This is a genomic window from Rhodococcus sp. NPDC060086 (assembly GCF_042730275.1).
Classification (GTDB): Bacteria; Actinomycetota; Actinomycetes; order Mycobacteriales; family Mycobacteriaceae; genus Rhodococcus.
On sequence record NZ_JBHWWZ010000027.1, the window covers coordinates 31,129 to 54,031 of the forward strand.

The 22,903-nt window shown below is 65.8% G+C and carries 17 protein-coding genes; 5 read left to right on the forward strand and 12 right to left on the reverse strand.

Annotated features, from left to right (window positions below):
• The first annotated feature begins 6 nt into the window (after positions 1-6).
• Both ACFWB0_RS15870 and ACFWB0_RS15875 read left to right on the forward strand, forming a co-directional pair.
• Positions 7-501 carry an NUDIX domain-containing protein gene (locus tag ACFWB0_RS15870; RefSeq protein ID WP_378491420.1) on the forward strand — a complete coding sequence of 165 codons (495 nt, stop codon included), beginning with the start codon at positions 7-9 and terminating at the stop codon, positions 499-501.
• A gap of 49 nt (positions 502-550) precedes the next feature.
• Positions 551-2,110, forward strand: coding sequence for a long-chain-fatty-acid--CoA ligase (locus ACFWB0_RS15875; RefSeq protein WP_378491421.1), 1,560 nt, complete (start codon positions 551-553; stop codon positions 2,108-2,110).
• A gap of 97 nt (positions 2,111-2,207) precedes the next feature.
• Here the strand turns inward: ACFWB0_RS15875 and ACFWB0_RS15880 are convergent, their stop codons facing one another.
• Positions 2,208-3,392: a thiolase family protein gene (locus tag ACFWB0_RS15880; RefSeq protein WP_378491422.1), complete on the reverse strand. Its 1,185-nt coding sequence runs from the start codon at positions 3,390-3,392 to the stop codon at positions 2,208-2,210.
• 164 nt (positions 3,393-3,556) lie between these two features.
• Positions 3,557-4,435: a hypothetical protein gene (locus ACFWB0_RS15885; RefSeq protein WP_378491423.1), complete on the reverse strand. Its 879-nt coding sequence runs from the start codon at positions 4,433-4,435 to the stop codon at positions 3,557-3,559.
• A gap of 315 nt (positions 4,436-4,750) precedes the next feature.
• Between ACFWB0_RS15885 and ACFWB0_RS15890 the strand changes: the two genes are divergently transcribed.
• Positions 4,751-5,050, forward strand: a complete 300-nt coding sequence (locus ACFWB0_RS15890) for a chorismate mutase (RefSeq protein WP_378491424.1) — start codon at positions 4,751-4,753, stop codon at positions 5,048-5,050.
• Between the two features lie 83 nt (positions 5,051-5,133).
• Here the strand turns inward: ACFWB0_RS15890 and ACFWB0_RS15895 are convergent, their stop codons facing one another.
• The gene (locus ACFWB0_RS15895; RefSeq protein WP_378491425.1) at positions 5,134-5,598 is read right to left on the reverse strand and encodes a hypothetical protein; all 465 of its coding nucleotides are present in this window, start codon (positions 5,596-5,598) and stop codon (positions 5,134-5,136) included.
• 146 nt (positions 5,599-5,744) lie between these two features.
• The gene (locus ACFWB0_RS15900) at positions 5,745-7,169 is read right to left on the reverse strand and encodes an aldehyde dehydrogenase family protein (RefSeq protein WP_378491426.1); all 1,425 of its coding nucleotides are present in this window, start codon (positions 7,167-7,169) and stop codon (positions 5,745-5,747) included.
• A 326-nt stretch (positions 7,170-7,495) separates the two neighbouring features.
• Between ACFWB0_RS15900 and ACFWB0_RS15905 the strand changes: the two genes are divergently transcribed.
• Together ACFWB0_RS15905 and ACFWB0_RS15910 are read left to right on the forward strand one after the other, a co-directional pair.
• Complete coding sequence (locus ACFWB0_RS15905) at positions 7,496-12,985, forward strand: glutamate synthase-related protein (protein ID WP_378491427.1); 5,490 nt, start codon at positions 7,496-7,498, stop codon at positions 12,983-12,985.
• Entirely contained in the window at positions 12,982-14,739 is a 1,758-nt protein-coding gene (locus ACFWB0_RS15910) for a sulfite reductase subunit alpha (RefSeq protein WP_378491428.1), read from the forward strand. Before ACFWB0_RS15905 ends, ACFWB0_RS15910 begins: the two co-directional genes overlap by 4 nt.
• Before the next feature lie 96 nt (positions 14,740-14,835).
• Here the strand turns inward: ACFWB0_RS15910 and ACFWB0_RS15915 are convergent, their stop codons facing one another.
• The 8 genes from ACFWB0_RS15915 to ACFWB0_RS15950 form a co-directional block, all read right to left on the reverse strand.
• Positions 14,836-15,387 (reverse strand): hypothetical protein, encoded by a 552-nt coding sequence (locus ACFWB0_RS15915; protein ID WP_378491429.1) that lies wholly within the window; start codon positions 15,385-15,387, stop codon positions 14,836-14,838.
• Positions 15,388-15,441: 54 nt separating this feature from the next.
• Positions 15,442-15,795 (reverse strand): hypothetical protein, encoded by a 354-nt coding sequence (locus ACFWB0_RS15920; protein ID WP_378491430.1) that lies wholly within the window; start codon positions 15,793-15,795, stop codon positions 15,442-15,444.
• On the reverse strand, positions 15,792-16,496 hold the full coding sequence (locus ACFWB0_RS15925; RefSeq protein ID WP_378491431.1) for an ABC transporter ATP-binding protein: 705 nt from the start codon (positions 16,494-16,496) through the stop codon (positions 15,792-15,794). Before ACFWB0_RS15925 ends, ACFWB0_RS15920 begins: the two co-directional genes overlap by 4 nt.
• Positions 16,493-17,206, reverse strand: a complete 714-nt coding sequence (locus ACFWB0_RS15930; protein ID WP_378491432.1) for an ABC transporter ATP-binding protein — start codon at positions 17,204-17,206, stop codon at positions 16,493-16,495. The genes ACFWB0_RS15925 and ACFWB0_RS15930 overlap by 4 nt, the downstream gene beginning before the upstream one ends.
• Positions 17,184-19,307 carry an ABC transporter permease gene (locus ACFWB0_RS15935; protein WP_378491433.1) on the reverse strand — a complete coding sequence of 708 codons (2,124 nt, stop codon included), beginning with the start codon at positions 19,305-19,307 and terminating at the stop codon, positions 17,184-17,186. The genes ACFWB0_RS15930 and ACFWB0_RS15935 overlap by 23 nt, the downstream gene beginning before the upstream one ends.
• Positions 19,307-20,698 (reverse strand): ABC transporter substrate-binding protein, encoded by a 1,392-nt coding sequence (locus ACFWB0_RS15940; protein WP_378491434.1) that lies wholly within the window; start codon positions 20,696-20,698, stop codon positions 19,307-19,309. The genes ACFWB0_RS15935 and ACFWB0_RS15940 overlap by 1 nt, the downstream gene beginning before the upstream one ends.
• Before the next feature lie 392 nt (positions 20,699-21,090).
• On the reverse strand, positions 21,091-21,699 hold the full coding sequence (locus ACFWB0_RS15945) for a class F sortase (RefSeq protein WP_378491435.1): 609 nt from the start codon (positions 21,697-21,699) through the stop codon (positions 21,091-21,093).
• A 1-nt stretch (position 21,700) separates the two neighbouring features.
• Complete coding sequence (locus ACFWB0_RS15950; RefSeq protein WP_378491436.1) at positions 21,701-22,813, reverse strand: collagen binding domain-containing protein; 1,113 nt, start codon at positions 22,811-22,813, stop codon at positions 21,701-21,703.
• Positions 22,814-22,903 lie beyond the last annotated feature (90 nt).

Genomic DNA, 22,903 nt, shown 5'->3' on the forward strand with positions numbered 1-22,903 from the left:
CGCCGCGTGAGCGTCCCTCGTCTCCGTCACTCGGTTCGTGCCCTGCTCGTCGACCCGGACGACCGGCTGCTGTTGTGTCGCGCGCACACGCCCGGCGGGCTCACCGTGTGGATCGCCCCGGGTGGCGGAATCGAGAGCGGTGAGACGCTACTCGAGGCGTTGGCTCGTGAACTCATGGAGGAAGTCGGTTTCCGGCTCGGCGCCGAGCCTCCGCACGTGTGGCATTCGACGATCGTCTCGCCCGATCACGTGCCGGGCTTCGACGGGATCATCAACGACTACTACCTGATCCGCACGGCGCCGTTCGTCCCGAGCCCCACTCTGACCGCCGCCGAACTCGCAGCCGAGAACCTGTCCGCGTTCCGTTGGTGGCCGCTGCCGGAGCTCGCCTCGTACACCGGCCCCGACCTGCTGGCACCGCGTTCGCTCGCCACCGATTTCCCGCGACTACTCGACGGTCGTGTGCCCGACAGGGCCCTCGACCTGTCCCCTCCTCGATAGACCCCGCAACCGCTATCCTCTGTGACACACACCACACAGAGGAGTCCGCATGTCCGCGTCGCACTCACCCACGCTCGTTCGCCGCCTGGAACACTGGGCGCAGACCATCCCCGACTCCCCCGCGGTCCAGTATCTGGACCGATCGCACAGCTGGAGCGAATGGCACGACCGGATCCGGCATCTCGCAGGGGCGCTCGCCGCGGCCGGCATCGGCGCGGGCGACACTGTCGCGTTCGTCGACAAGAACAACCTCGCGTGCGTCGAGGTGACCTACGCGGCGTCTGCCCTGGGTGCCGCCGATGCCGTCCCCAACTTCCGGCTGGCCGGAGACGAACTCGCCTACATTCTGCGCGACTCGAATGCGAAGATCCTGTTCGTCGGCGCCGAATTCACCGACGTGGTCAGCTCGATCCGTGAACACCTCGGCACGCTCACGAAGGTGATCGTCGTCGGTGGCGAGGACGACGAGTTCGAGGCGTTCCTCGCGTCCGGCGACCCGACGTATCCTCTACCCGAAGTGGAGCCCGATACGACCGCGCTCCTGCTGTACAGCTCCGGGACCACGGGACGTCCGAAGGGTGTGCAGCTGACCCACCGCAACCTCGCGGCGCACGCCGAGGCAATGCTGTCGATACTTCCGTTCAGAGACCGGGACTGCCTGCTGGTGGCGATGCCGCTGTTCCACGTCGGGGGCACCTGCTACGCGATCATCGGAATCCACGACGGCCGACGGTGCATCTTCACCCGGGAAGCGGACGCACCCTCGTTGTTCGGTGGGATCGCGGCCGGCGCGAACGTCGCATTCCTCGTGCCGCCGGTGATCGCGGGCGTCCTTGCCGCGGGTGAGAAGGCGATCGCCGCCCTGTCCCGGCTGAAGCGCATCACCTACGGCGCGGCCCCGATGCCGCTGCCGCTGTTACGTGCGGCGCTCGCCGCGTGGCCCGACTCCGAATTCGTGCAGGTGTACGGCATGACCGAACTCGCCGGGGTGATCACCGCTCTGATGCCCGCCGTACACCGCGACCCGTCGCAAGAACATCGAATGGCGTCGGCGGGCACCCCGATACCTGGGGTCGAGATGCGCATCGTCGATCCGGTGACCGACACCGATGTTCCGGGAGGGACCGTCGGCGAACTGTGGTGGCGGTCGGCGCAGACGACGCCGGGATATCTGGGTCGGCCGGACGCGACCGCCGAGGCCATCGTCGAGGGCGGCTGGCTACGCAGCGGCGACATGGGCCGCGCCGACGAAGGTGGATTCGTGTTCATCGAGGACCGGCTCAAGGACATGATCATCACCGGCGGCGAGAACGTCTATTGCCCGGAGGTCGAGCGCGTGCTGGTCGAACATCCGGCAGTCGCGGAGGTCGCGGTGATCGGGGTGCCTGACGAGAAGTGGGGCGAGACGGTCAAGGCCGTCGTGGTCCTCGCCGACGACGAGAAGGCCGACGCGAACGAGCTGATCGACTACGCCCGGACACGGCTCGCGAAGTTCAAGTGCCCGAGCAGCATCGACATCGTCGGCGACCTGCCCCGCAATCCGACGGGGAAGATCCTCAAACGGTCGCTGCGCGAGCCCTATTGGGACGGCCGCGAACGCAGCATCTGACGAAGACGCTCGAACCACGACAAGGCCGGGGACCGGAATTCCGGTCCCCGGCCTTCTCGCTCGAGTGCCTGTTACTTCACGCGACTACTTCACGCGACTACTTCACACGACGCAGCAGCGCAGCCAGAGCCTGGCCACCACCGATGCACATCGTGACGATGCCCAGTTCGAGGTCGCGGCGGACGAGGTCCTTGGCGACACGGACGGTCAGGATCGCGCCGGTTGCGCCGACGGGGTGGCCGAGGGCGATCGCGCCGCCGTACGGGTTGGTCTTCTCCGGGTCGAGCTTCGCATCACGGATCACGGCGATCGCCTGCGACGCAAAGGCCTCGTTCAGCTCGATCGTGTCGATGTCGGACGGCGTCGTGCCGGTCTGTTCGAACAGCTTCGCGAGGGCATGCGTGGGGGCGTAGCCCATCAGCGAGGGATCCATCGCGGCGACGGCGACGGAGTCGATCACCACGGAGCCGGGAAGGCCACGTTCACGCGCGACGGACTGCTTGGCCAGCACGAGCGCAGCGGCGCCGTCGTTGATGCCCGAGGCATTGCCTGCGGTGACGGTGCCGTCCTTGACGAACGCCGCCCGCAGCTTGCCGAGTCCTTCGAGGGTGGTCTCCGGCTTGGGGTGCTCGTCGGTGGTCACGGTGAACGGCCTGCGGCCACCGACCTCGACGGAGGTGATCTCCTCGGCGAAGGCCGCCTTGGCGGCCTCGGTGTCGGCGCGGCGCTGCGATTCGAGAGCGAACTCGTCCTGTTGCTCGCGGGTGACGTTGTACTCCCGCGCGACGTTCTCGGCCGTGACACCCATGTGCTTGCCGCTGAACGGGTCGGTGAGCATGCCGGTGGTGCCGTCGACGAGCTCGCGGTTACCGAGTTTGTAGCCGTTTCGGGCATTGAAGTCGTAGAACGGCATCCGCGACATGTTCTCGTCACCACCGGCGACGGTGATGTCGGCGCCGCCCCAGTGCATCTGCTGAGCGGCCGACCAGACGGCCTGCAGTCCGGAGCCGCACAGGCGGTTGACGGTGAACGCCGGGGTCGAAATCGGCAGGTCTGCCGCGAGTGCGACGCGACGCGCGTTGTATGCGTCGCCACCGACCTGGCCGATGCAGCCCATGACCACTTCGTCGATGTCGCTGCCTGCGACACCGGAACGCTCGAGTGCTGCGCGCACGGCGACCGCTCCGAGCTCGTGGGCGGGGACATCCTTGAACGCGCCGCCGAAGCTTCCCACGGGGGTACGCGCGCCGTCGACGATGACGATCGGGTCCGGAGTGGTCATATCTGCAATCCAATCTGGTCGAACACTGGTGTGTCGGGCCGAGTGCTGCGCCCAGACGCAGGCTACGGCACTCAGTGCCGCAATCTCCAGCAATCAATCTACTCTCACCCGGAACGTTATGGAAGTGCCGCTCTCACAATAAGAGAATTAGACTTTCGGATCATTCAGTCCGGAAGACCGAGATCCCCGCGCCGGAACCTCTCGACGGCCCGCGGAGTACCGAGCTCGCGCCGCGTCGCGGGATTCTCGGCGTAGAACTCGAGGATCCTGTGCAGCAGCACCGGGTCGACCGCATAGCGCCGCGAGTCGATCTCCATACGCGGCGCGTCCGGGAACCTGTCCAGCCGGAACAGTGTGCTCGTGCGGCGGCGCGCCCACGCTGCAGTCGTCGTGCCCTCGACCCATGTTTCCGGGTAGCCGTAGTTCACGGCCCGCACACCTGCCACCGACATCCACGGCAGATAGGACTCGAACGACCACCCCCGCTGACGGATGCCGTCAGCACTGAGCACGAGCGCCCCCACCGACAAGCGCCCGAGCGCCACCTCGATCACGAACGCCACACACGGCACGCCCAGCAACGCCAGGACGAGGCTCACCCACGGGATGCCGTTGTTGAACAGGAACACCTCCACGGCAGCTCCCACGGCGAGCGCTGCCGCACAGCCCACCATCGCCACCAGCGACACGAAGACCGACATCCGCGAACGCACCTCGGTCGCCGCACCGAGGCCACCCCGACGCAGTGTGCGCACGCCTGGCCTACCGCGTCCCGGCCACCAGAACACACACCCGAACACAGCGGTGAGAAGCATCAAGACGGAGAGTATGAAAAAGAAGCGGGACTCAGGGCCGAACTCTGAGCCGGCAGACGACGACCCACCCACGAAGGCGAAGACACTCACCACAGCGGCCAGCACGATCGAGATCGCGGCCCGGATATTCCAGGACGGATGTCCCCATTCCTCCGGACGCACCAGATCATCCGCATGCCCCTGGGGATCCGCCGAGTCCTGCCCCTTCCGAAGAATGGGCCGTTGCATAGGTACTCCCTTCCGGTGCACCGGAGGCCCCGACGCCTCCGGTGAATGCCGGGTTGCGGCCCGACGCTACCGCACCCGGGTTCCAGCAACGAGCACCCCGCCAGGCACACAGCACAAAGCCTTGGCACACGCCAGTGTGACGATTACCATACTGACCGGTCAGTTGCGGTATTTATCCAGTTCACAACGGATTTATGGGGAGTCGATTCGGCCATGGCGGCAGTGCCCGAGAATTTTCATGTACGGATGAGTAACACGTTCACCGGAGAACACGACACAATCTGTGACGATTCAGACGAGACCGGAGGAATCTGCATGACCATCCAGCTTGATTCGCCTGGCATCGAGCGCGCCGAAGCAACACCGTCGGCCGACGACACGGACCTGGGAAGCCTCTTCGACCAGATCCGCGACCTCGACGCCCATATCCTCGAGGCGGTCAAGCGGCGCTCCGAATTGTCCCAGCAGATCGGCGCCGCAGCGAAAGAATCGGGTGAAACCCGCGAAGCACAGACCACCGAGATGGGTGTGCTCGACCGGTTCGCCGAACTCGGCAACGACGGCAAGACCCTGGCCATGACCCTGCTGCGTCTGGGACGCACACGCCGGTCCTGACCGCACCCGCTTGCACGGAGCCCCCGCACCGATGGTGCGGGGGCTCCGTGCGTCGGTGGGGCTCCCACCGACCGGCCTCGCGTCTATCCGACGACCGTGCGAGCCGACTCGTCCAATTCGAATTCGGCCAGTGCACGGCCGGCCAGTGCTGCAGCCCTCGCGGAGGGCACTCCGTCGTACGCGCTCAGCACGATCGTGACCTGTTCGAGCGGCGAGAGTGCCCCGAAGAGCACTGTGTCATCGACGCCGAGATCCGGATGCGGCGGACCGAGCCGAGGCCGCTGCGACTGCAGCAGATACCCGAACCAGTACAGGACGTAGGCACACAGTTCCGGGCCGACCGGCTCTCGCCAGGTCGCCGCGGCGCGGGCCACCGCACGATCGAGCAGTGCAGTGTCCACGTCGCGCCTGCCCGCCAGAACTCGCGCGCACGGCGCGAGAGCCGGAAGCCTCGCCTCGAGGATCGCGCGCAACTGCTGCTCGGCACCGCCACCCGGACCACCGCCGTGCCCGAACCCACCGTTGTCCGTGTTCGCCGACCAATACATAGCCGCGCTTCTTCCTGTGCCGTTGCGTCCTGCGCCACGATTCATCGCTTGCTTCGACTATCTGCCTACCTCGACTATCGTCCGAGATGTGCGGAACGTCACACACCGGGACTCCGGCGTGTCGCGGCGCAGGCACGCAGTGCCAGTCAGCGCAGGATCGTTTTGATCTCCAGGAATTCTTCGAGCCCGAACACACCCGCCTCACGGCCGATACCCGACTGCTTGTAACCACCGAACGGGGCATCGGTGTTGAACGCCCCGCCGTTGATGTACACCTGCCCGGTACGGATACGACGCGCGACGGCCTCGGCGCGTGCGGGGTCGCTCGACCACACACCACCGGACAGGCCGTACTCGCTGTTGTTGGCGATGCGCACGGCGTCGTCCTCGTCCTGGTAGCCGATGATCGACAGCACCGGACCGAAAATTTCCTCCTTCGCGATGGTCATATCCTCGGTGACGTTGCCGAACACCGTGGGACCGACGAAATATCCGGTCGAGAATCCGTGCTCTCGACCGTCGAGCGCCAGTTCGGCCCCCTCCTCCACACCCTTGTCGATGTAGGACAGGACCCGCTTCTGCTGCGTTCCGCTCACGAGCGGACCGAGCTTCGAGCCTCGCTCGGAGGGCAGCCCGACGGTGTAGGCCTTCGCCACCTCCGTCGCGATGGCGGTGGCCTCGGGAAGCCGCTCCGCGGGCACCAACATGCGGGTCAGTGCCGTGCAGGTCTGACCGGAGTTGAGGAAGCACTTGCCCACTCCCTCGGTGACAGCAGCGGTGAGGTCGGCGTCGTCGAGGATCAGGTTCGCCGACTTGCCTCCGAGTTCGAGCGCCACCTTCTTCACCGTCTCGGCGGCGACCACCGCGACGCGCTTGCCCGCGCGTGTCGACCCGGTGAACGACACCATGTCGACGTCGGGATGCGCGGCGATGGCCTCACCCACGACCGGGCCGTATCCACTGACGACGTTGAGGACACCCTCCGGCAGCCCCGCTTCGTCGACGATGTCCACGAGCGCATAGGTGATCAACGGCGCGACCTCGGTGGGCTTGAGCACCACGGTGCATCCGGCCGCAAGTGCCGCGAACACCTTGAGGACCACCTGATGCAGCGGATAGTTCCACGGGGTGATCGCCCCGACGACACCGATCGGCTCGCGCACGACGAGGGCGTTGCCGAGCTCCTGATCGTCGAAGTCGTAGGTGCCTGCCAATGCGGCATAGGCGGCGATGTTCTTGAGCGGCATACCGATCTGCACCGGCTTCGCCAGGCTCAGCGGCATACCCATGTCCTGCGACACGGTTGCGGTGAGCGCATCGACACGCGAGTTGGCGAGGGACGAGATCTTCTCCAGATAGGCGGAGCGTTCCGCACCGCTCAGAGCCGACCACGCCGGGAACGCCTCGCGGGCCGCTGCCACCGCACGGTCGACATCGGAGGCGACGCCCTCCGCGACCGTCGCGATGACCTGCTCGGTGGTCGGATCGACGACGTCGATGCGTCCGGCGCCACCGGAATCGACCCACCGTCCGCCGATGTAGATCTTGGTGCGGTCGAGGACTTCACTCATCTGCAACACCCCTGCTCTTCTGAATCGGACGACGTTCGCAGCGTATCCGAACGCTGTGACCTACCGCACTCGCTCGCACGTCACCCCGACTGTGACGCATGACGCGGACGCACAGCCGTAACCTGTGCGCTACAATCGACAACGCTGCTCGCGCGCTCCACTGTCGCAACGCTCGGCGCATTCGGACAAAGACGTCTGTTTCTTCATCTTTGGTCACCGTCGCCGGCACCGGTCTCTCTTCCGCGCATTCTGTGCAGCACAGCTGCATATTTGCGCCCCCTGCCGCCGCCGACGGTCGACTTCGAATCGCCGAGGAGGATGGTCCGTTGACGCATGACACCGATACCGGGTTGTACGACAGCACGCTCGACAAGAGCAGCTGCGGAGTCGGGTTCATCACCCGCAAGGACGGCGCCCAGACTCACGAGGTCCTCACCCGTGGACACGAAGCACTGTGCGTGGTTCCCCACCGCGGCGGCATGTCCGCCGAGGGCGTCGGCGACGGCGCCGGTGTCAACGTCGACCTGTCCGTCGATTTCTTCTCCGTGCTCACCGGACGACCCTTGCGCGCACAGGAATTCGGCGTCGGGAACTTCTTCATGCCTGCCGACCGATCCGTGCACCACGACACGGAAGCGTTGGTCACCGGAGCGCTCACCGCGGCCGGTGTCGAGGTCATCACCGTCCGTGAAATCCCCGTCGACGATTCCGTATTGCGTCCGTCGGCCGCGGCCTACCAGCTGCCGATCCGTCAGTGGATCTTCGGACGGCCCGACAGTTGCACGTCAGCAGAGGAATTCGACCGCATCCTGCACGAGATACTGCTCACGATCGAGTCCCGCGCCTACACTGAGCCCGCCCTGGCCGGTCTCTACCCCCTGTCGCTGAGCACCCGAACCCAGGTCCTCAAGGGCCGCTTGAACTCTCACGAGGTCATTCCCTACTTCCGCGACCTCGTCGACCCGCGACACGCGGTGCACACGTTGTTCTTCCACACTCGCTTCTCCACCAACACCGACCCGCATCCGACGATGGCACAACCGTTCCGGCTCATGGCCCACAACGGGGAGCTCAACACCGACCGGAAGAACCGCCTGTTCGAAGGCGCCCAGGCGCGCGCCGCCGGCCGCGACATCATCCGCCCGCCCGGGCAGTCCGACAGCTGCCGATTCGACCAGACCCTCGCTGCGCGCATCGCGCCGGGCGATCTGGATCTCGTCACTGCGGTCGTCCAGATGGTTCCGCCCGCGTGGGAGAACGATCCGACCGTGTCGCCGCAGGTCCGCGCGATGCTCGAATTCTTCTCCCTCTACGAGGAGAAGAACGACGGGCCCGCCGCACTGATCTTCGGCAACGGCACCGTCGTGGGCGCGCGCCTCGACCGACTCGGCCTACGTCCTCTGCGGACCGTCGAGACCGACGAGTATCTCGCCGTCACCTCCGAGGCCGGCCAGTTCGACTTCGCGCCCGAAGCCGTGATTCGTCGCGGCCGCATCGAAGCCGGCGGCATGCTGTACTTCGACCACCGCACGGGCCGGTCGTACGGAGCCGACGAAGCACTCGAGATGCTTGCGGCTCAACGAGATTACGCGACGCTGGTCGACGAGGCCCGCCGCAACCTCGACGCGCTGCCTCCGGTCCCGGCCGAGAAAGCCGGCTCACCGCTGCGCTACAACGGCAACCTCGGGCGGCACCAGCGCTACGTGTCGTACTCGCTCAATCAGGAATCGTTCCGGTTCATGCTCGACCCGATGCTCGCCTCGGGACAGGAGCGAATCTCGGCGATGGGCTACGGCAACGCGATCAATGCCCTCTCCGATCAGGAGGGCGGTGTCGCGAAGTACTTCTCCCAGCGATTCGCGCAGGTCACCAACCCGTCACTCGACTCCATTCGCGAAGCCGACGGCATGACGCTGAGGGTCGCGCTCGGTGCACGCCCCGGCAGCGGTGCACCCTCCGCGGCACAGATCGTCGTTCCCACCCCGATCCTCACCCACCTCGACATGCTCCGGATCCGCGAGCAGTCCGAGACACCGACACAGCGTTTCGAAATGCTGTACTCCCCCGTGTTCGACGACAGCAAGGCCAATGCCGCGGCGCTCGCCGCCGCCGTCGACGTCGTCGCCGACCGGATCACCGAATTCGCTCGCACCACAGGCGGTATCGCAGTCCTGACCGACCGCCACGTGTCCGCCGACCACGCGCCGCTGCCGATGATTCTCACCGTCGCGGCCGTGAACCAGCGACTCATCGACGATGGCGTACGTCTTCGGGTGTCCGTGATCGTCGAATCCGGTCAGCTGTTCTCGTCGCACCACATCGCTGCCACGCTCGGCTTCGGCGCCGCCTCCGTCTACCCGCTGACAGTGCAGATGCGCGCCGAGGAGAAGTTCAGCGACGACGCCGACGCAGCATTCCTGAAGTTCCGCAAGGCCGCCGAGAAGTCACTCATGAAGACGATGGGCCGGGTGGGTCTGTGCACCGTCGAGTCGTACATCGGTGGCGAGTTCTTCGAACCGAGTTACCTCGACACCGACGACGAGGTGCTGAGCCGCTGGTTCCCCAACGTCAGGACCCCGGTCGGCGGTGTCGGATTCACCACCATCGCGCAGGCCGTCGCCGACTGGCACAGCCACGCCCTGAGCGTGCAGGGTGAGACCGACGTGCCGTTGCTCGGCCTGTTCAAGGAACGCGCCGACGGCGCCGGTCACTCCTTCGGCACCACCGCGGTGCGCGGGTTCGTCGACATGACCGAGGAAGAGGTCACGTTGCCGGTCGAGCGTACGGGCGAGGCCGACCTGACCGATTCCCTGCGGCTGCTTCCGCTGCACCGGCTGTCCGACGCACACGGCCTCGACGACGACGCCTACCGCTACGGCGGATTCCGTGCGCTCACCCCCGACGAGATCGACGCGTTCGACATCACTCCCGGCTACCGCGCCTTCGCACGCACGATCGCCGACGAACGTATACGCCGCCCCGCCGCATTGCGCGACGTGCTCGCACTGCCCGCCGACGTCACATACCTCACCGGCGCCGACGACTTCCAGCGCGAGATGGGCCGGTTCGCCCGGTACGGCAACAACTCCATGCTGGTGCGCGGGCTCTCCGCGTCCCGCGTCGGCGACAACGAGTTCGTGCTGCGCCTGACCGGCCCGCTGGCCGACGACCACACCCGCCCCGAGGCGCTCGCGCAGTCGCTCGTCGCACGGTTCGGCGACTCGATCGTCGAGTATCGCAGTTACTGCGACACCCTCACCGTGCGGGCACTCGGGCAGGCCGCCGACTATCTCGGGCAGATCCGGCAGGCGCCGCAGAGCCTGCGTCTCGACCGGATCCAGCCGGCCCACGAGATCACCCGCTCCCTCGCGTCCGGTGCGATGAGCCACGGTGCTCTCAACTCCAACGCTCACGAGGCAGTCGCACACGGCACCAACATGGTCGGTGGCATGTCGAATTGTGGTGAGGGCGGCGAACACATCTCCCGCTACGGCACCATCCGCGGATCGCGGATCAAGCAGTTCGCGTCGGGTCGCTTCGGAGTGTGGGCCGGGTATCTGGCAGATCCGATGCTCGAGGAGATCGAGATCAAGATCGCGCAGGGCGCCAAGCCGGGCGAGGGCGGCCAGCTTCCCGCGAAGAAGGTCACCGTCGAGATCGCCGCCGCCCGCGGTGCGACCCCCGGTGTCGAACTCGTCTCCCCTCCCCCGCACCACGACACGTACTCGATCGAGGATCTCGCGCAGCTCATCCACGACGCGAAGGCAGCCCGCGTGCGGGTGATCGTCAAGCTCGTCTCGTCGGAGGGAATCGGCACGATCGCCGTCGGTGTCGCCAAGGCCGGCGCAGATGTCATCAACGTCGCAGGCAACACCGGTGGCACAGGTGCCGCATCGGTGACCTCGCTCAAGTACGCCGGCCGGTCCGCTGAGATCGGTGTCGCCGAGGTCCACCAGGCGCTGTGCGCGAACGGATTGCGCGACAAGGTCATCCTGCGGTGCTCGGGTGCTCACCAGACCGCCTCCGACGTCCTGACCTCCGCACTGCTCGGCGCCGACAGCTTCGAGTTCGGCACCACCGCACTGATGATGCTCGGTTGCGTCATGGCGAAGAACTGCAACGTCAAATGCCCCGCCGGCCTGACCACCAACCCTGAGATGTTCAACGGCGACCCACGGGCGATGGCGCAGTACCTGCTCAACATCGCGCACGAGACCCGCGAGTTGCTCGCCCGCCTGGGCCTGCAGTCGCTCCGCGACGCACGCGGCCGGTCCGACCTGCTGCACCTGCTCGACCATCCGTCGAGCGTCGGCGAACTGGACCTGCGGGCGATGCTCGCCGTGATCCCCGAGGTCCACGTCGACAACCCGGTGTATCTGGAGAAGGACTACTCGCTCGACGACGAGTGGATCAGCGAGCTCCGCGGCGCTCTCGACAACGAGAACGAACTCACCGTCGTACTCGGCGAGGGTGTACGGCTGACCAACAACAACAAGAGCGTCGGCGCGCAGCTCGCGATCGACATCGAGCGCATGCTCAACCACGAGCAACTCGGCCACGTGCCGTCCGCACTCACCGACGAACGTGGACGCCGCTGGCTGCGCGACGGCACCGTCACCATCACCACCACCGGCTCGGCAGGCCTGTCGTTCGGGGCCTTCTGTAACGACGGCATGGTGCTCCACCACACCGGCACCGCCAACGACGGAGTCGGTAAGGGCCAGTGCGGCGGGCAGATCGTCGTGTCCTCCCCCGGCGGCGGCGCGAGCGACCGCGGCGGCAACGTGCTGATCGGCAACTTCGCGCTGTTCGGCGCCACCGGCGGCCGCTTGCTCGTGCAGGGTGAAGCCGGCGATCGTTTCGCCGTCCGCAACTCCGGTGCGACCGCCGTCGTCGAAGGTGTCGGCGACTTCGCGTGCGAATACATGACCAACGGCGCGGTACTCAACATCGGTGGGTTCGGCAAGGGCGTCGGCAACGGCATGTCGGGCGGGTTCGTCTACCAGTACGACCCCGAGGGTCAGCTCTCCGGCAAGGCCAGCGCCGATTCGATCGTGCTCGGCCCGATCACCGGCGACGACCCGCAGGCCGCGATCCACAACGCGACCGTGCTGCGACTGCTGCACCTGCACGTCGAGGCCACCGGATCCGAGAAGGCCCGATTCCTCATCGACAACTGGCAGGTCGAGCAGCAGCACTTCGCGTACGGTATGCCGCGCGCTCTGCTGCAATACCAGGACTTCGACGCGATCCTCGCTGCCTCGACCCGCAAGGAACTCGCGAGTGAGGTCGCTACAGCACTCGTCGCACATCAGGTGCGCAAATTCAAGGAGAGCTACCGGTCGGGTGCGCCCGTCGCCGGTGGTGTCACCCCGAACGGCACCGACACCGAGTCGATGTACGCGCTGCTCAACAACTACACGGTGCTCGCCGCCGCACAGGAGATGGCACTGCAGAAGGTCCCCGGCGCAGCAGGAACCGACGATCCCGCAGTCCAGAAGGCGTCACGGAATCTGTTGCTCACCGAGGACTTCTTCCTCATCAGCAAGCTCGAACGCTATGCACTCGAAGCGATTTCAGACCACACCGACACCCAGTTGGCGGCGCTCGTCGCCGACAAGCGGCTCACCGACTACAAACAGGCCCTCGCGCTGCGCAACGTCCGCTCGGTGGATGCACCCGGAACCTACGGGTGGATCCTGTGGCAGAGCGGCAAGAATCTCGACATCGCCGGTGATCTGCCGGGCTACGAAGAACTGTTCGCCCGCCACGCGGTGCCCGGCCTCGTCGCCCCGACTCTGGGAGTTTCCGCATGACCGCTCCGTTCATCCCCGTCGACGCTCCTTTCACCACCGACCAGCGTTCGTGGCTGGCAGGCTTCCTCGCGGGCATGCAGACCCGTCTGTTCTCCGGTGATCCCGCCAGCGCAGTCGGCGCCACCGGTTCGGCTCCCGCCCTGCACGTGCTGTACGGGTCGCAGACCGGCAACGCCGAAACGGTTGCCGAGGATGCCGCAGCAGCGGCCCGCACGCACGGATTCACGCCCGTGGTCTCCGCCCTCGACGACGTCGATCCCGCGACGTTCGCGTCGCTCGGGCGGGTCCTGATCATCACGTCCACCTACGGTGAGGGCGAGATGCCCGACAACGCCGAACTGTTCTGGGACGCATTGTCGGACGAATCCGCACCTCGTCTCGACGGTGTGGACTTCGCAGTGCTCGCTCTCGGCGACACCGGCTACGACGGGTTCTGCCAGGCAGGCAAGCTGATCGATATGCGCCTCGAGCAACTCGGAGCGGCGCGCATCGTGTCGCGCGTCGATTGCGACGTAGATTTCGAGGACATCGCGGCAGCGTGGATCGCCGAGACGTTGCCCCTCGTCGCTGCGGTCGAGGGCATCAACGGCGACAGCGCGGCCGCCGCTCCGGCCGAGACCGCACCGGCACGGTCGAAATCACAGTGGACACGGAAGAACCCGTTTCCCGCCACCCTGACTGTCAACCGACGACTCTCGAGTGAGGATTCCGCGAAGGAGATCCGGCACTTCGAGTTCGCGCTCGCCGACTCGGGCATCGAGTACGAGGCGGGCGACGCACTGAACGTGGTTCCGGTCAACGACACCGGGCTCGTAGAGTCGTTGCTCGGTGTACTCGGGCTCGACGGCGAGACGGTCCCCGACGGTCACGACGAGAAACTCGAGCACCTTCTGACTCATCGGTACGAGATCACCGCGCCGAACGTCGACCTGCTCGAGGCAGTCGAAGAGCGCACGGGCAACGAAGAACTCACCTATGTGCTGCGCCACGGCGACAAGGCGGCCCTCGACGAATGGCTCTGGGGCCGAGATATTCTCGATCTCCTGTCGCTCGAACCTACGCCGGCGTTCTCACCGGAAGAGCTCCTCTCGGTCCTCAAGCCTCTGCAGCATCGGGCCTATTCGATCTCGTCGAGCCCCAACTGCGCCGAGAGGTCCGTGCACCTGACGGTCGCGGCCGTGCGTTACGGCAACGACGAGCGTGAACGGCGCGGCGTGTGCTCGACGTTCCTCTCCGACCGTGTCGGCGAGAACACGGTCGGGATCTTCGTGACGAAGAACAAGTCGTTCCGCGTCCCATCCGACGACACCGCGCCGATGATCATGGTCGGACCGGGCACCGGTATCGCACCGTTCCGCGGTTTCCTGCAGGAGCGCCGCGCCCGCGGTGCGACCGGCAAGAACTGGCTGCTGTTCGGCGACCAGAAGCGCAGTTGCGACTACATCTACGAGGACGAGCTCGCCGATTTCGTCGAGTCCGGTCTGCTCACCCGCCTCGACCTGGCGTTCTCCCGCGACCAGGCCCAGAAGATCTATGTCCAGACCAGGATGAAGGAGCACGGCGCCGAGCTGTTCACGTGGCTCGAAGAGGGCGGGCACTTCTACATCTGCGGCGACGCGTCGAGGATGGCGAAGGACGTCGACGTCGCGCTGCACGAGATCATCGCCGAACACGGCGGTATGAGCGACGAGCACGCTGCCCAGTACGTCACCGCACTCAAGCGTGAAAAGCGGTACGTGCGCGACGTCTACTGACACCCACGAAGGCCTGACGCGCGTGATAGCCGAATGTCACCTCGAGCCACTTCACGTGACTCGAGGTGACATTCGGCCGTATCAGGTTGTGTACCGTCAGCAGCCGGGCACCTCACTACCGTCGCCCTGGATCGCGAGCAGCGTGCAGAAAGTTATGGCGGACACCTTCCACTGACCGTCCTCGAGGAGCGCTTCACCGGACTGATCGGGCAGCACGGGCGCGCCGTTCATCAGCAGTGTCCACGAGACCATCGCAGCGTCGTCCCCCGCGCTCGTGACGCCGTCGACCGTCGCGGTGGTCGCGGTGGCCTGCGGATCTGCGGCCATCCCCTGCAGAGCGGGAAGGAACTCGTCACCGTTCTCGACGAGACCCGCGCGGGTCTCCGGCGGAGTCGAGCCATCGAAGAACGCGACCCAGGCATCGGTGACCGCCTGCGTCGTCTCCGCGTCTGCGGCGCCCCCGGCCTCGTCTGTCGTGCCGGCGTCCGTCGTGTCATCCGCCTCTGTCGTCGCGGTGGCCACGGTGGTCGCGGTCCCATCTTCGGCACTGTCCGACGAGTCGTCGCTGCCGCAACTCACAACTCCGGCAACGAGAACAGCGGCCATTCCGCTGACGACCAATGCCCGGCGGAGGGAAAGTGTGCGCACTAGGTGTTCCTTTCGAAGGGTGGACCCTCGTCCACGTGGGTGGTACGGGTGGATTCAGGATGCGGTGGGGTCCGCAGGAAGCCGATCACCGAGGCGAGCGAATTCGTACGACTGCCGGGCCAGCCAGAATCTCAGGAATCCCGTGATCGAATACCGCAGGAATACAGCCGCTCCCACGACTGCCACCGCAATACCGAGCAGCGCCACGATGATGGCGTCGCGTTGAACGAGCGCGTCGGAGGTGTTGTGCGACAGGAAATACGCCACGATCGCGAGCACCGGCCCGAGAACCATCAGCGCGACACCGAGTTTCAACCACAGACCGGATCGGCCGGCAGCCGGATCGGGGATCTTCAGTTCGGTCAGTTCGCGCGCGAACCTGTCGGCGCGTGTTTCCGTCGCGGTCATGATGCACTTCCTAGGTAGAGGGAGGCGAGTTCGTCGCCGAGTTCGTCCGGTGGGCCTTCTATCTCGATCTCGCCGCGGACGAGCACCGCGGCGTGATCAGCGGTGTGAAGCACCGCCGTGGCGAACTGCTCGACCACCAAGACCGCGACCCCCTGCGCCGCGGCCTCGGCGACGTGCTCGTACAGTTCCGCCACGATCCGGGGAGCCAATCCCATCGACAGCTCGTCGAGCATGAGCACAGCCGGATCGGTTGCCAATCCCCGTGCCAGTGCAAGCATTTGCTGTTCGCCGCCGGACATCGTTCCGGCCGTCTGCGACACGCGTTTACCGAGGATCGGGAATCGCGTGTAGGCGATCTCCTCGACTTCTTCGATCGAGCGTCCCGTGAACGTCATCATCACGAGGTTCTCCCGGACCGTCAGGTTGGGGAAGACCCCGCGCCCCTCCGGGATCAAGCACACACCGATCCGGGCGAGGTCTCGCGGTGAGGCACCTGTCATGTCGCGGCCACCGAGCAACAGTTGACCCGAGCTCACGGGATGGGCGCCGCACGCAACGCGTAGCATCGTGGTCTTGCCCGCGCCATTGGGACCGAGCAGTGCCACGACCTGTCCGGGCATCACGGCGACGTTCACACCGCGCAGGACAGTGATCTTTCCGTATGCGGCGGAGACATCGCGGAGTTCGAGGATGGGGTTCATGACGCTCCCAGGTAGGCCGTGATGACGCGGTCGTCGCTGCGGATCTCGTCCGGGGTACCGACACTGATGATCTTTCCGAGGTCGAGGACGTGGACGGTATCGCACACCTTCATCACCAGATCCATGTCGTGCTCGACGAGCAGGACCGCCACTCCGTCGTCTGCGACCGTGCGCAGCAGCGAGGAGAAGCGCTCGGTTTCCTCGTGATCCTGGCCGGCGGCGGGTTCGTCCAAGAGAAGCACGCTGGGCCGCGCGGCAAGTGCGCGTCCCACTTCGACGAGACGCCCCATGCCGGTGGACAGCGCATCCGCGGTCGTGTCGGCGATGGTACGAAGATCGAGGCGATCGAGGAGTCCGTCGACCACGGCCGTCGCCTGCTTCCGGTCGGGTCCCATCTCGGCTGCGACGAGGAGATTGTCGCGGACGCTGAGCCGCCCGAACAGTTCGAGCCGTTGGAAGGTGCGGGACATCCCGAGTCGCGCGCGGCGCGCGGGGCCGAGTCTGGTGATCTCCCGGCCGCCGAGGGCAACGCTCCCCTTCGCCGGCTTGCGCAGACCGGAGATCACGTCGAACAGCGTGCTCTTTCCCGCCCCGTTGGGACCGATCAGTCCGGTGACATGCCCCGGCTCGGCCCGGAGGTCGACCCCGTCGAGGGCTCTGCGGCCACCGAATGCCACCGTGACGTTCTCAACCTCGAGTTGTGATGGCACGATCGAGCACCTCCTCATCGTTCTCGTCCCACGGGCGCTGCAGCCCCCACCACTCGACGGGAATTTCCAGTTCCGAGGCGCTCTCGGGCGCGCGACGCGCACCCCATCCGAATGCGGCCGCTGCTGCGATCACGATCCCGAGGACGAGCACGTAGCCGTTGATCACGTCGGCGATCCGCAGCAGCCACAGCACGACGACCGCTGTTGCGAGCGAGCCCATGGCGATCGGATTGCGAAGCGCACCGTCGAATCGTTCTCTCAGGGAGGGCACCACACCGTCGTCGACCGCCCCCGACCCGTAGGCGAGTCCGGCCAGCGCGGGGAGGGTCTGCACGAAATTCTGCGTCGCCGGTATCAACGCCACCAGCGCGTTCATCGGTCCGGCAATCATCGCGCCGGTGAACAGGCCGTTGCCGACCACGCCGAGACCGCCCACGACCGCGATCAGGAAGATACCGAGACCGGCGACGAAGTTGAACTGTTCGGGCGCCACCGCTTGCAGTTGCATCCCGTACAGTGCGCCACCGAGACCCGCGATCGCAGCCGAGATCGCGAATACCAGAGTCTTCATGAGCAGCAGGCTGCCACCGAATGTCGCGTAGGCGGTCTCACTGTCGCGCAAGGCGATCAAGCGCCGCCCCAACTTCCCTCGCCGAATGGCAGCGACGCCTGCGGTCACCAGAGCGAGGCACACGGCTGCGAATACCGTCAGCTCGGCAGTGGTGTCGAGGTGGAACCCGAACAGACTGGGGCCGACCAAGTTTGCTGATCCCATGTTGAAGAAGGCGAATTCTCGACCGAAGATCTCGAACGACGTCATCGGGAAGATCCAGCGATCGAGTACCACTGCGATAGCACCGGTGCCCAGGGCCAGATACACCCCGGACAGTCGAAGCGCGGGTAACGCCACGAGCGCACCGATGGCACCCGCGACCACCATCGCGAGGGGAATCGCCCACCATTGCCCCTGCGCGCCGAAGTTGGCGCACACGACGGCACCGATCCCCGCGATTCCCAGTTGGGCCAGCGAGATCTGACCCGCATAACCGATGAGCGGCACCATCGACAGTGCGATCACACCGAACGCGAAGATCTGTCCGTAGGTGATCAGGTCACCTTCACCGAGCACTGTCGCCAGCATGAGACCGAATACGACGATGATGACGGCGAATACGAACGTGCCCCGCACAGTGGGTACCGGAACCTGGGTGAGATTGCGTTCGCGGCCGCGCAGTTTCCGATGCGGGAAGATGAGCAGTGCGATCAACAGCAGGATCGCCGGCGCCGCGAGACGAAGCCCGGGCAGATAGTCGTTCTGCGGCAGATATCCGGCGAGATATGCCTCCATACATCCGACGACGACCGCACCGACGAACGTCATCGGCAGGCTCGTCAATCTGCCGAAGATGGCCGCCGCGTACGCGCTGACGATCAACAGCGACAGTTGCATTGCGTCGAGTGAGACCATCGAGGCGATCAGCACACCGCCGAGAGCGGCGAGCATCGTGCCTACGACCCAGGCAACCCGATTGGCCCGCACCGGATTTGCCCCGGTGAGGCCGACGAGCGCACGGTCGTCGACAGTGGCCCGCATCTCGACGCCGGTGCGGGTGTTGAACAGCAGGACGCGGAGCGCGAGCGCCACCGCGATGGCAATCACCATCGTCAGCGCTTGATGCCAGCTGACCGTCGCCGAACCGATGTGGAACGGCGCCCGGTCTGCGAAGAAACTGGACAGCGACCGCGGCTCCATCGGAGCCCAGACCCACCGCGCGAGTGCGATGAGTCCGCTCAACAGCGCGATCGTCATCACGAGTTTCTCGGCGTCGCCGAGCCCCTGGACGGGCCGCATGAGCAGTTCCACCAGTATCCCGAACAGCGGGGCCAGCACGAGCAGAATGACGGGCAGCGCAAGCCATACCGGCCATCCCCAACCGACACTGAGCTGCCAGTAGGCGAACGCTGCCATCATGCCGGTCGCACCGTGCGCGAAGTTGAAGACACCGGTGGTGGCGTAGGTGACCACCAGCCCGCTGCTGATGATCGCGTAGATGGCTGCCGTCGACAGACCGACAACTCCGAAAGCGATGAACTGGTCCATTATTCGAGATCGTTCATGCTCTTGCCGACGTCGGCGAGGGTCATCGGTGCGCTCGATGTTCCATCCGAGAGTTCACGCGCCGGGATATCGCATCGGTACAGGCCGTTGTCGGCTCCGAAGTCTGCGGGTTCCCAACCCTCGGACGTCGCACGCTCGACGTTGAAGCAGGGCTGCGGCGGAAGCGGTTCTGCCAGATCACTCGCGACGTGGAGTCCGCCACCGGTCCATGCGGTTTCTTCCCGGGCCGTCTCGTAGACACACGTGCGCGTCAAGTCGTCGCCACATGCGGTGGCGGCCTTCGCGAAGAGCAGCCAGGACGACCACGCACGCATCGCGGGCAGTGTGATCTGGGCACCCGGCGCATACTCCTCGAACAGCGCCTTCAGTTCCTCCACGGCGGGCTCATCGCTCTCGAGTGGAGCGACACCGCTGAGGTCGACGACGTTGTTCTGGAAGTCCGCCGACCTGCCGAGCAACTGAATGAACTGGTCGTTGTAGGCGTTGTTGTTGGCGTCGATCCAGTCGAGCTTGTAGTCCATGTTGGTGAGGGATTCTTCGAGCTTGGAGAGCGAATCGAATGTGCCGAGGAACACCAGGCCGCGGACACCGCTGGACTTGATGGCCTGCGCATACGGAGTCCAGTCCGTCACCCCGGACAGCGGGAACAGCTCGTCGTAGACGATGGTGGCGCCGAGGTCCACGAGGGTCTCGCGGTTGATGTCGCCGATCAACTTGGATACCGCAGCATCACCGTTCAGCATGCCGATCGCACCCTTGGATTCCGGGTACGCCTCGTCCATCAGCCAGGTACGGATTCCGGCGTAGTTGTCGTAGCCGGGAATCTTCGACGGCGATGCCGAAACCTCCAGGTCGGCGCCGGCCGACTTCTCCTGCACGGCCTGGGCGGGGAAGCTCGGCAGCAGACACTCGAGCCGCGTTTGGACGCTGAGTCCGTCGAGTGCTGCACCGCCGCCGACCAGCGCGAAGTCGTCGCGGCACGCCTCGATCATCCGCTGCCGCGGTTCCATGAGCTTCGAGTCGCGCGTGTTGGCGACGAGCTCACGACCGTTGATGCCACCGGCCTCGTTGCACCACGAGGTGAAGACCTTCGCGGTGTCGACGAATTCGGAGTTCTTGGTGAAGCCGATGTCGGAGAACACTCCGACCTCGATCGAATCGGCCGTCACGCCCTGAGCCGAGGCCGTGGAGGCGTCGCCCGGACCGCACACCTCGGACAGGTCACCGAAGTTCGCTGTCGCCACCGAGTCGGATTGTCCCGACCCGGAGTCGACCTCCTCCGCGCCACCCCTGCCACCACATCCGGTTGCGAGCACTGCGAGAGCCGCGAACGCCACAACCACCTTGTGCAATTTCAATATTGAATCCTTCATCCGGGCCGTTTCCGGCCGTGCTGATGATCCGGGCAATCACAGCGCCCGGAAACCCCGAGGGAGAGTGCGTCATTGACAAATAGAATCGATTCCACTCGCCGCGTACTTTCTCGCAAATTCTGCCGTTTCGACCCCTCTGCCCCGTAGCCCCCCACCACATCGAGCGCGTTCGATCTGCAATCGACCCCCATATGGTGCAACTCACATACTCGAATGTCAATAACGCAATTCTCATTCGTGAAATACGTTATTTCTCCGTGGAGTAACTATCCCTGCGGGTATGTTTTCGCCGTCGAGATCACCTATTCGACCCAGGTATGGACGACGATGGGCCGACGGGCTTTCCTGCGTCCGGTTCAGCACTCGCGTTCCGATACTCAGGCGCCGAGCGCCTACGCCAGCGGCGAGGCGAAGACGAAGTCGTTGTCTGCGTACCCCAAAGGCGGTCCGACGAACTCTCCCCCGCACGTGACGAGTACGAGGGTTTCGGGGCCGTCGAGCCTGTTCAGTTCGTCGAGCGGTAGGTCGTCATCCTTACCGACGCTCAGTAACCGGTCGACCCGGTATTTCCGCGCCGATCCGTCGTTGAGAGACAGGGCCACCTCATCGCCCTCCGACAGATCGGCGAACCGCGTCGCGAAACCGTCACCCTGCGCGACGTCGTCGATGTGCCCGGTCACCACGATCGAGCCGGCACCGGATCCGGGAAGCGACGAATCCGCCCACCACCCCAGGCGCCCCACATCCTGCGGCGGAAGCAGTACCCCTGCGGTGTCGGTCGCGACCGGGTCGGTCGGCGCCGACTCATCAGCGATCGTCAGTGTGACCGGCGCGGACGGATCGTCGGCGATCACCTCCACCGGTGGTGGCATGTCGTGCTTGCCCGGCTCCTGCTGTGTCGACGGCGCAGCAGGAGCTGCGTCCTCTGCGCCGTCGGCACAGCCTCCGACGAGGAGGAGAGCCACCCCAGCCAACGCTGCTACGGCTGTGCGCGAACGCATTTCAGCCCCTTTCCAACGGACCGGCGGGGATCGACCGGATGGGAACGCGCACCGCAGGGTTACGGAAGATCGGTCCTGGCTGCTCGGGCATGTTCAGAGCCTGGACGGTGAAGAAGTCCTCCTCCGTCACCTCGAACGTGATCGGCCTGGTGTCTGCGATGTAGCCGTCGGGAGCGATGATCTCCTTCGCCACATGGCACCCGGGGACGAGCGCAAGCGGGATCTGGCCGTCCGGTCCGGTCACCTCACGATGATTCCACTCCGACCGACAGGGGCCCACCACGAAAACTGCTCCCTCCAAAGGCCCTCCGGAGATCCTGTCCATCTTGACGATGCGCCCGTGCGCGGTCGGCGCCGGTGGCTCCGGTGGCTCCGGTGGCAGCGAGAAGTTCAGCGTGAACTCCGCCGTGCGGACCACACCGGGGTCGTCGAGTTCCGCAGTGAACGGGCCGCCGTACACGAGTGCCGTGTCGGCCGGGATCGTCGTCGCCGTCACTACGTAGCAACCGAGCGGGAACTGCGCCGACGCGTTGCCGTTCATGTCCGTGGTCAGATACCCGTAAGGCACGTCGTCGACGCAGGACCGCACGGACGACGTCACACCGGGGACGGGGCTCCCGGCATCGACGTGGCGAGCTCGGACCGCGATCGTGCCCTCACCGGACGGCGTCCAGCGAGCGAAGATGAACCCCACGTTCCGAACCTGACCGGGTGCCGTGAGATCGACCTGCCACGGTCCGGTCGACACAGGATCGTAGCCGTCGGGGAATCCGGCCGCCGACGCCACATAACATCCGAGTGAAGCCGAAACACTCGCCGTACCATCAGGACCCGTTGCCGGTGTACCGACGACCTCCCCGGTTTCACATCGCGCGACGGCGACCGACACACCGGCGATCGGCTGATCGTCGGACAGTGTCGCCGCGCGGATCGCGACCGTCCCCATCTCGATCCCCACATCGGGTGGCGGTGTGGTGGGAGTCGTCGCGCTGGTCGTCGTGGCGACGCTGGGTGCTGTATCCGTCTCCGACGGTTCTGCGCCTGCTGTACCGGCCACAGCGACGACCAGTGTCGCCCCGACCAGTGCAGAGAAGATGCGTGAGGGAGCTCGCATGGCGGGTGCCTCCTTCGACGATCCGAAAGGTGGGTACCCCGACACAGGTGTGGTCGGCCTGACCACCCCGCCCGTTAGCACCGCCAGAGT

Excerpts from the sequence above, each read along its gene's own strand:
- ACFWB0_RS15875 (WP_378491421.1), top strand. The coding sequence starts at position 551 with ATGTCCGCGTCGCACTCACCCACGCTCGTTCGCCGCCTGGAACACTGG.
- ACFWB0_RS15880 (WP_378491422.1), bottom strand. The coding sequence starts at position 3,392 with ATGACCACTCCGGACCCGATCGTCATCGTCGACGGCGCGCGTACCCCC.
- ACFWB0_RS15885 (WP_378491423.1), bottom strand. The coding sequence starts at position 4,435 with ATGCAACGGCCCATTCTTCGGAAGGGGCAGGACTCGGCGGATCCCCAG.
- ACFWB0_RS15890 (WP_378491424.1), top strand. The coding sequence starts at position 4,751 with ATGACCATCCAGCTTGATTCGCCTGGCATCGAGCGCGCCGAAGCAACA.
- ACFWB0_RS15895 (WP_378491425.1), bottom strand. The coding sequence starts at position 5,598 with ATGTATTGGTCGGCGAACACGGACAACGGTGGGTTCGGGCACGGCGGT.
- ACFWB0_RS15900 (WP_378491426.1), bottom strand. The coding sequence starts at position 7,169 with ATGAGTGAAGTCCTCGACCGCACCAAGATCTACATCGGCGGACGGTGG.
- ACFWB0_RS15910 (WP_378491428.1), top strand. The coding sequence starts at position 12,982 with ATGACCGCTCCGTTCATCCCCGTCGACGCTCCTTTCACCACCGACCAG.
- ACFWB0_RS15920 (WP_378491430.1), bottom strand. The coding sequence starts at position 15,795 with ATGACCGCGACGGAAACACGCGCCGACAGGTTCGCGCGCGAACTGACC.
- ACFWB0_RS15925 (WP_378491431.1), bottom strand. The coding sequence starts at position 16,496 with ATGAACCCCATCCTCGAACTCCGCGATGTCTCCGCCGCATACGGAAAG.
- ACFWB0_RS15935 (WP_378491433.1), bottom strand. The coding sequence starts at position 19,307 with ATGGACCAGTTCATCGCTTTCGGAGTTGTCGGTCTGTCGACGGCAGCC.
- ACFWB0_RS15940 (WP_378491434.1), bottom strand. The coding sequence starts at position 20,698 with ATGAAGGATTCAATATTGAAATTGCACAAGGTGGTTGTGGCGTTCGCG.
- ACFWB0_RS15945 (WP_378491435.1), bottom strand. The coding sequence starts at position 21,699 with ATGCGTTCGCGCACAGCCGTAGCAGCGTTGGCTGGGGTGGCTCTCCTC.
- ACFWB0_RS15950 (WP_378491436.1), bottom strand. The coding sequence starts at position 22,813 with ATGCGAGCTCCCTCACGCATCTTCTCTGCACTGGTCGGGGCGACACTG.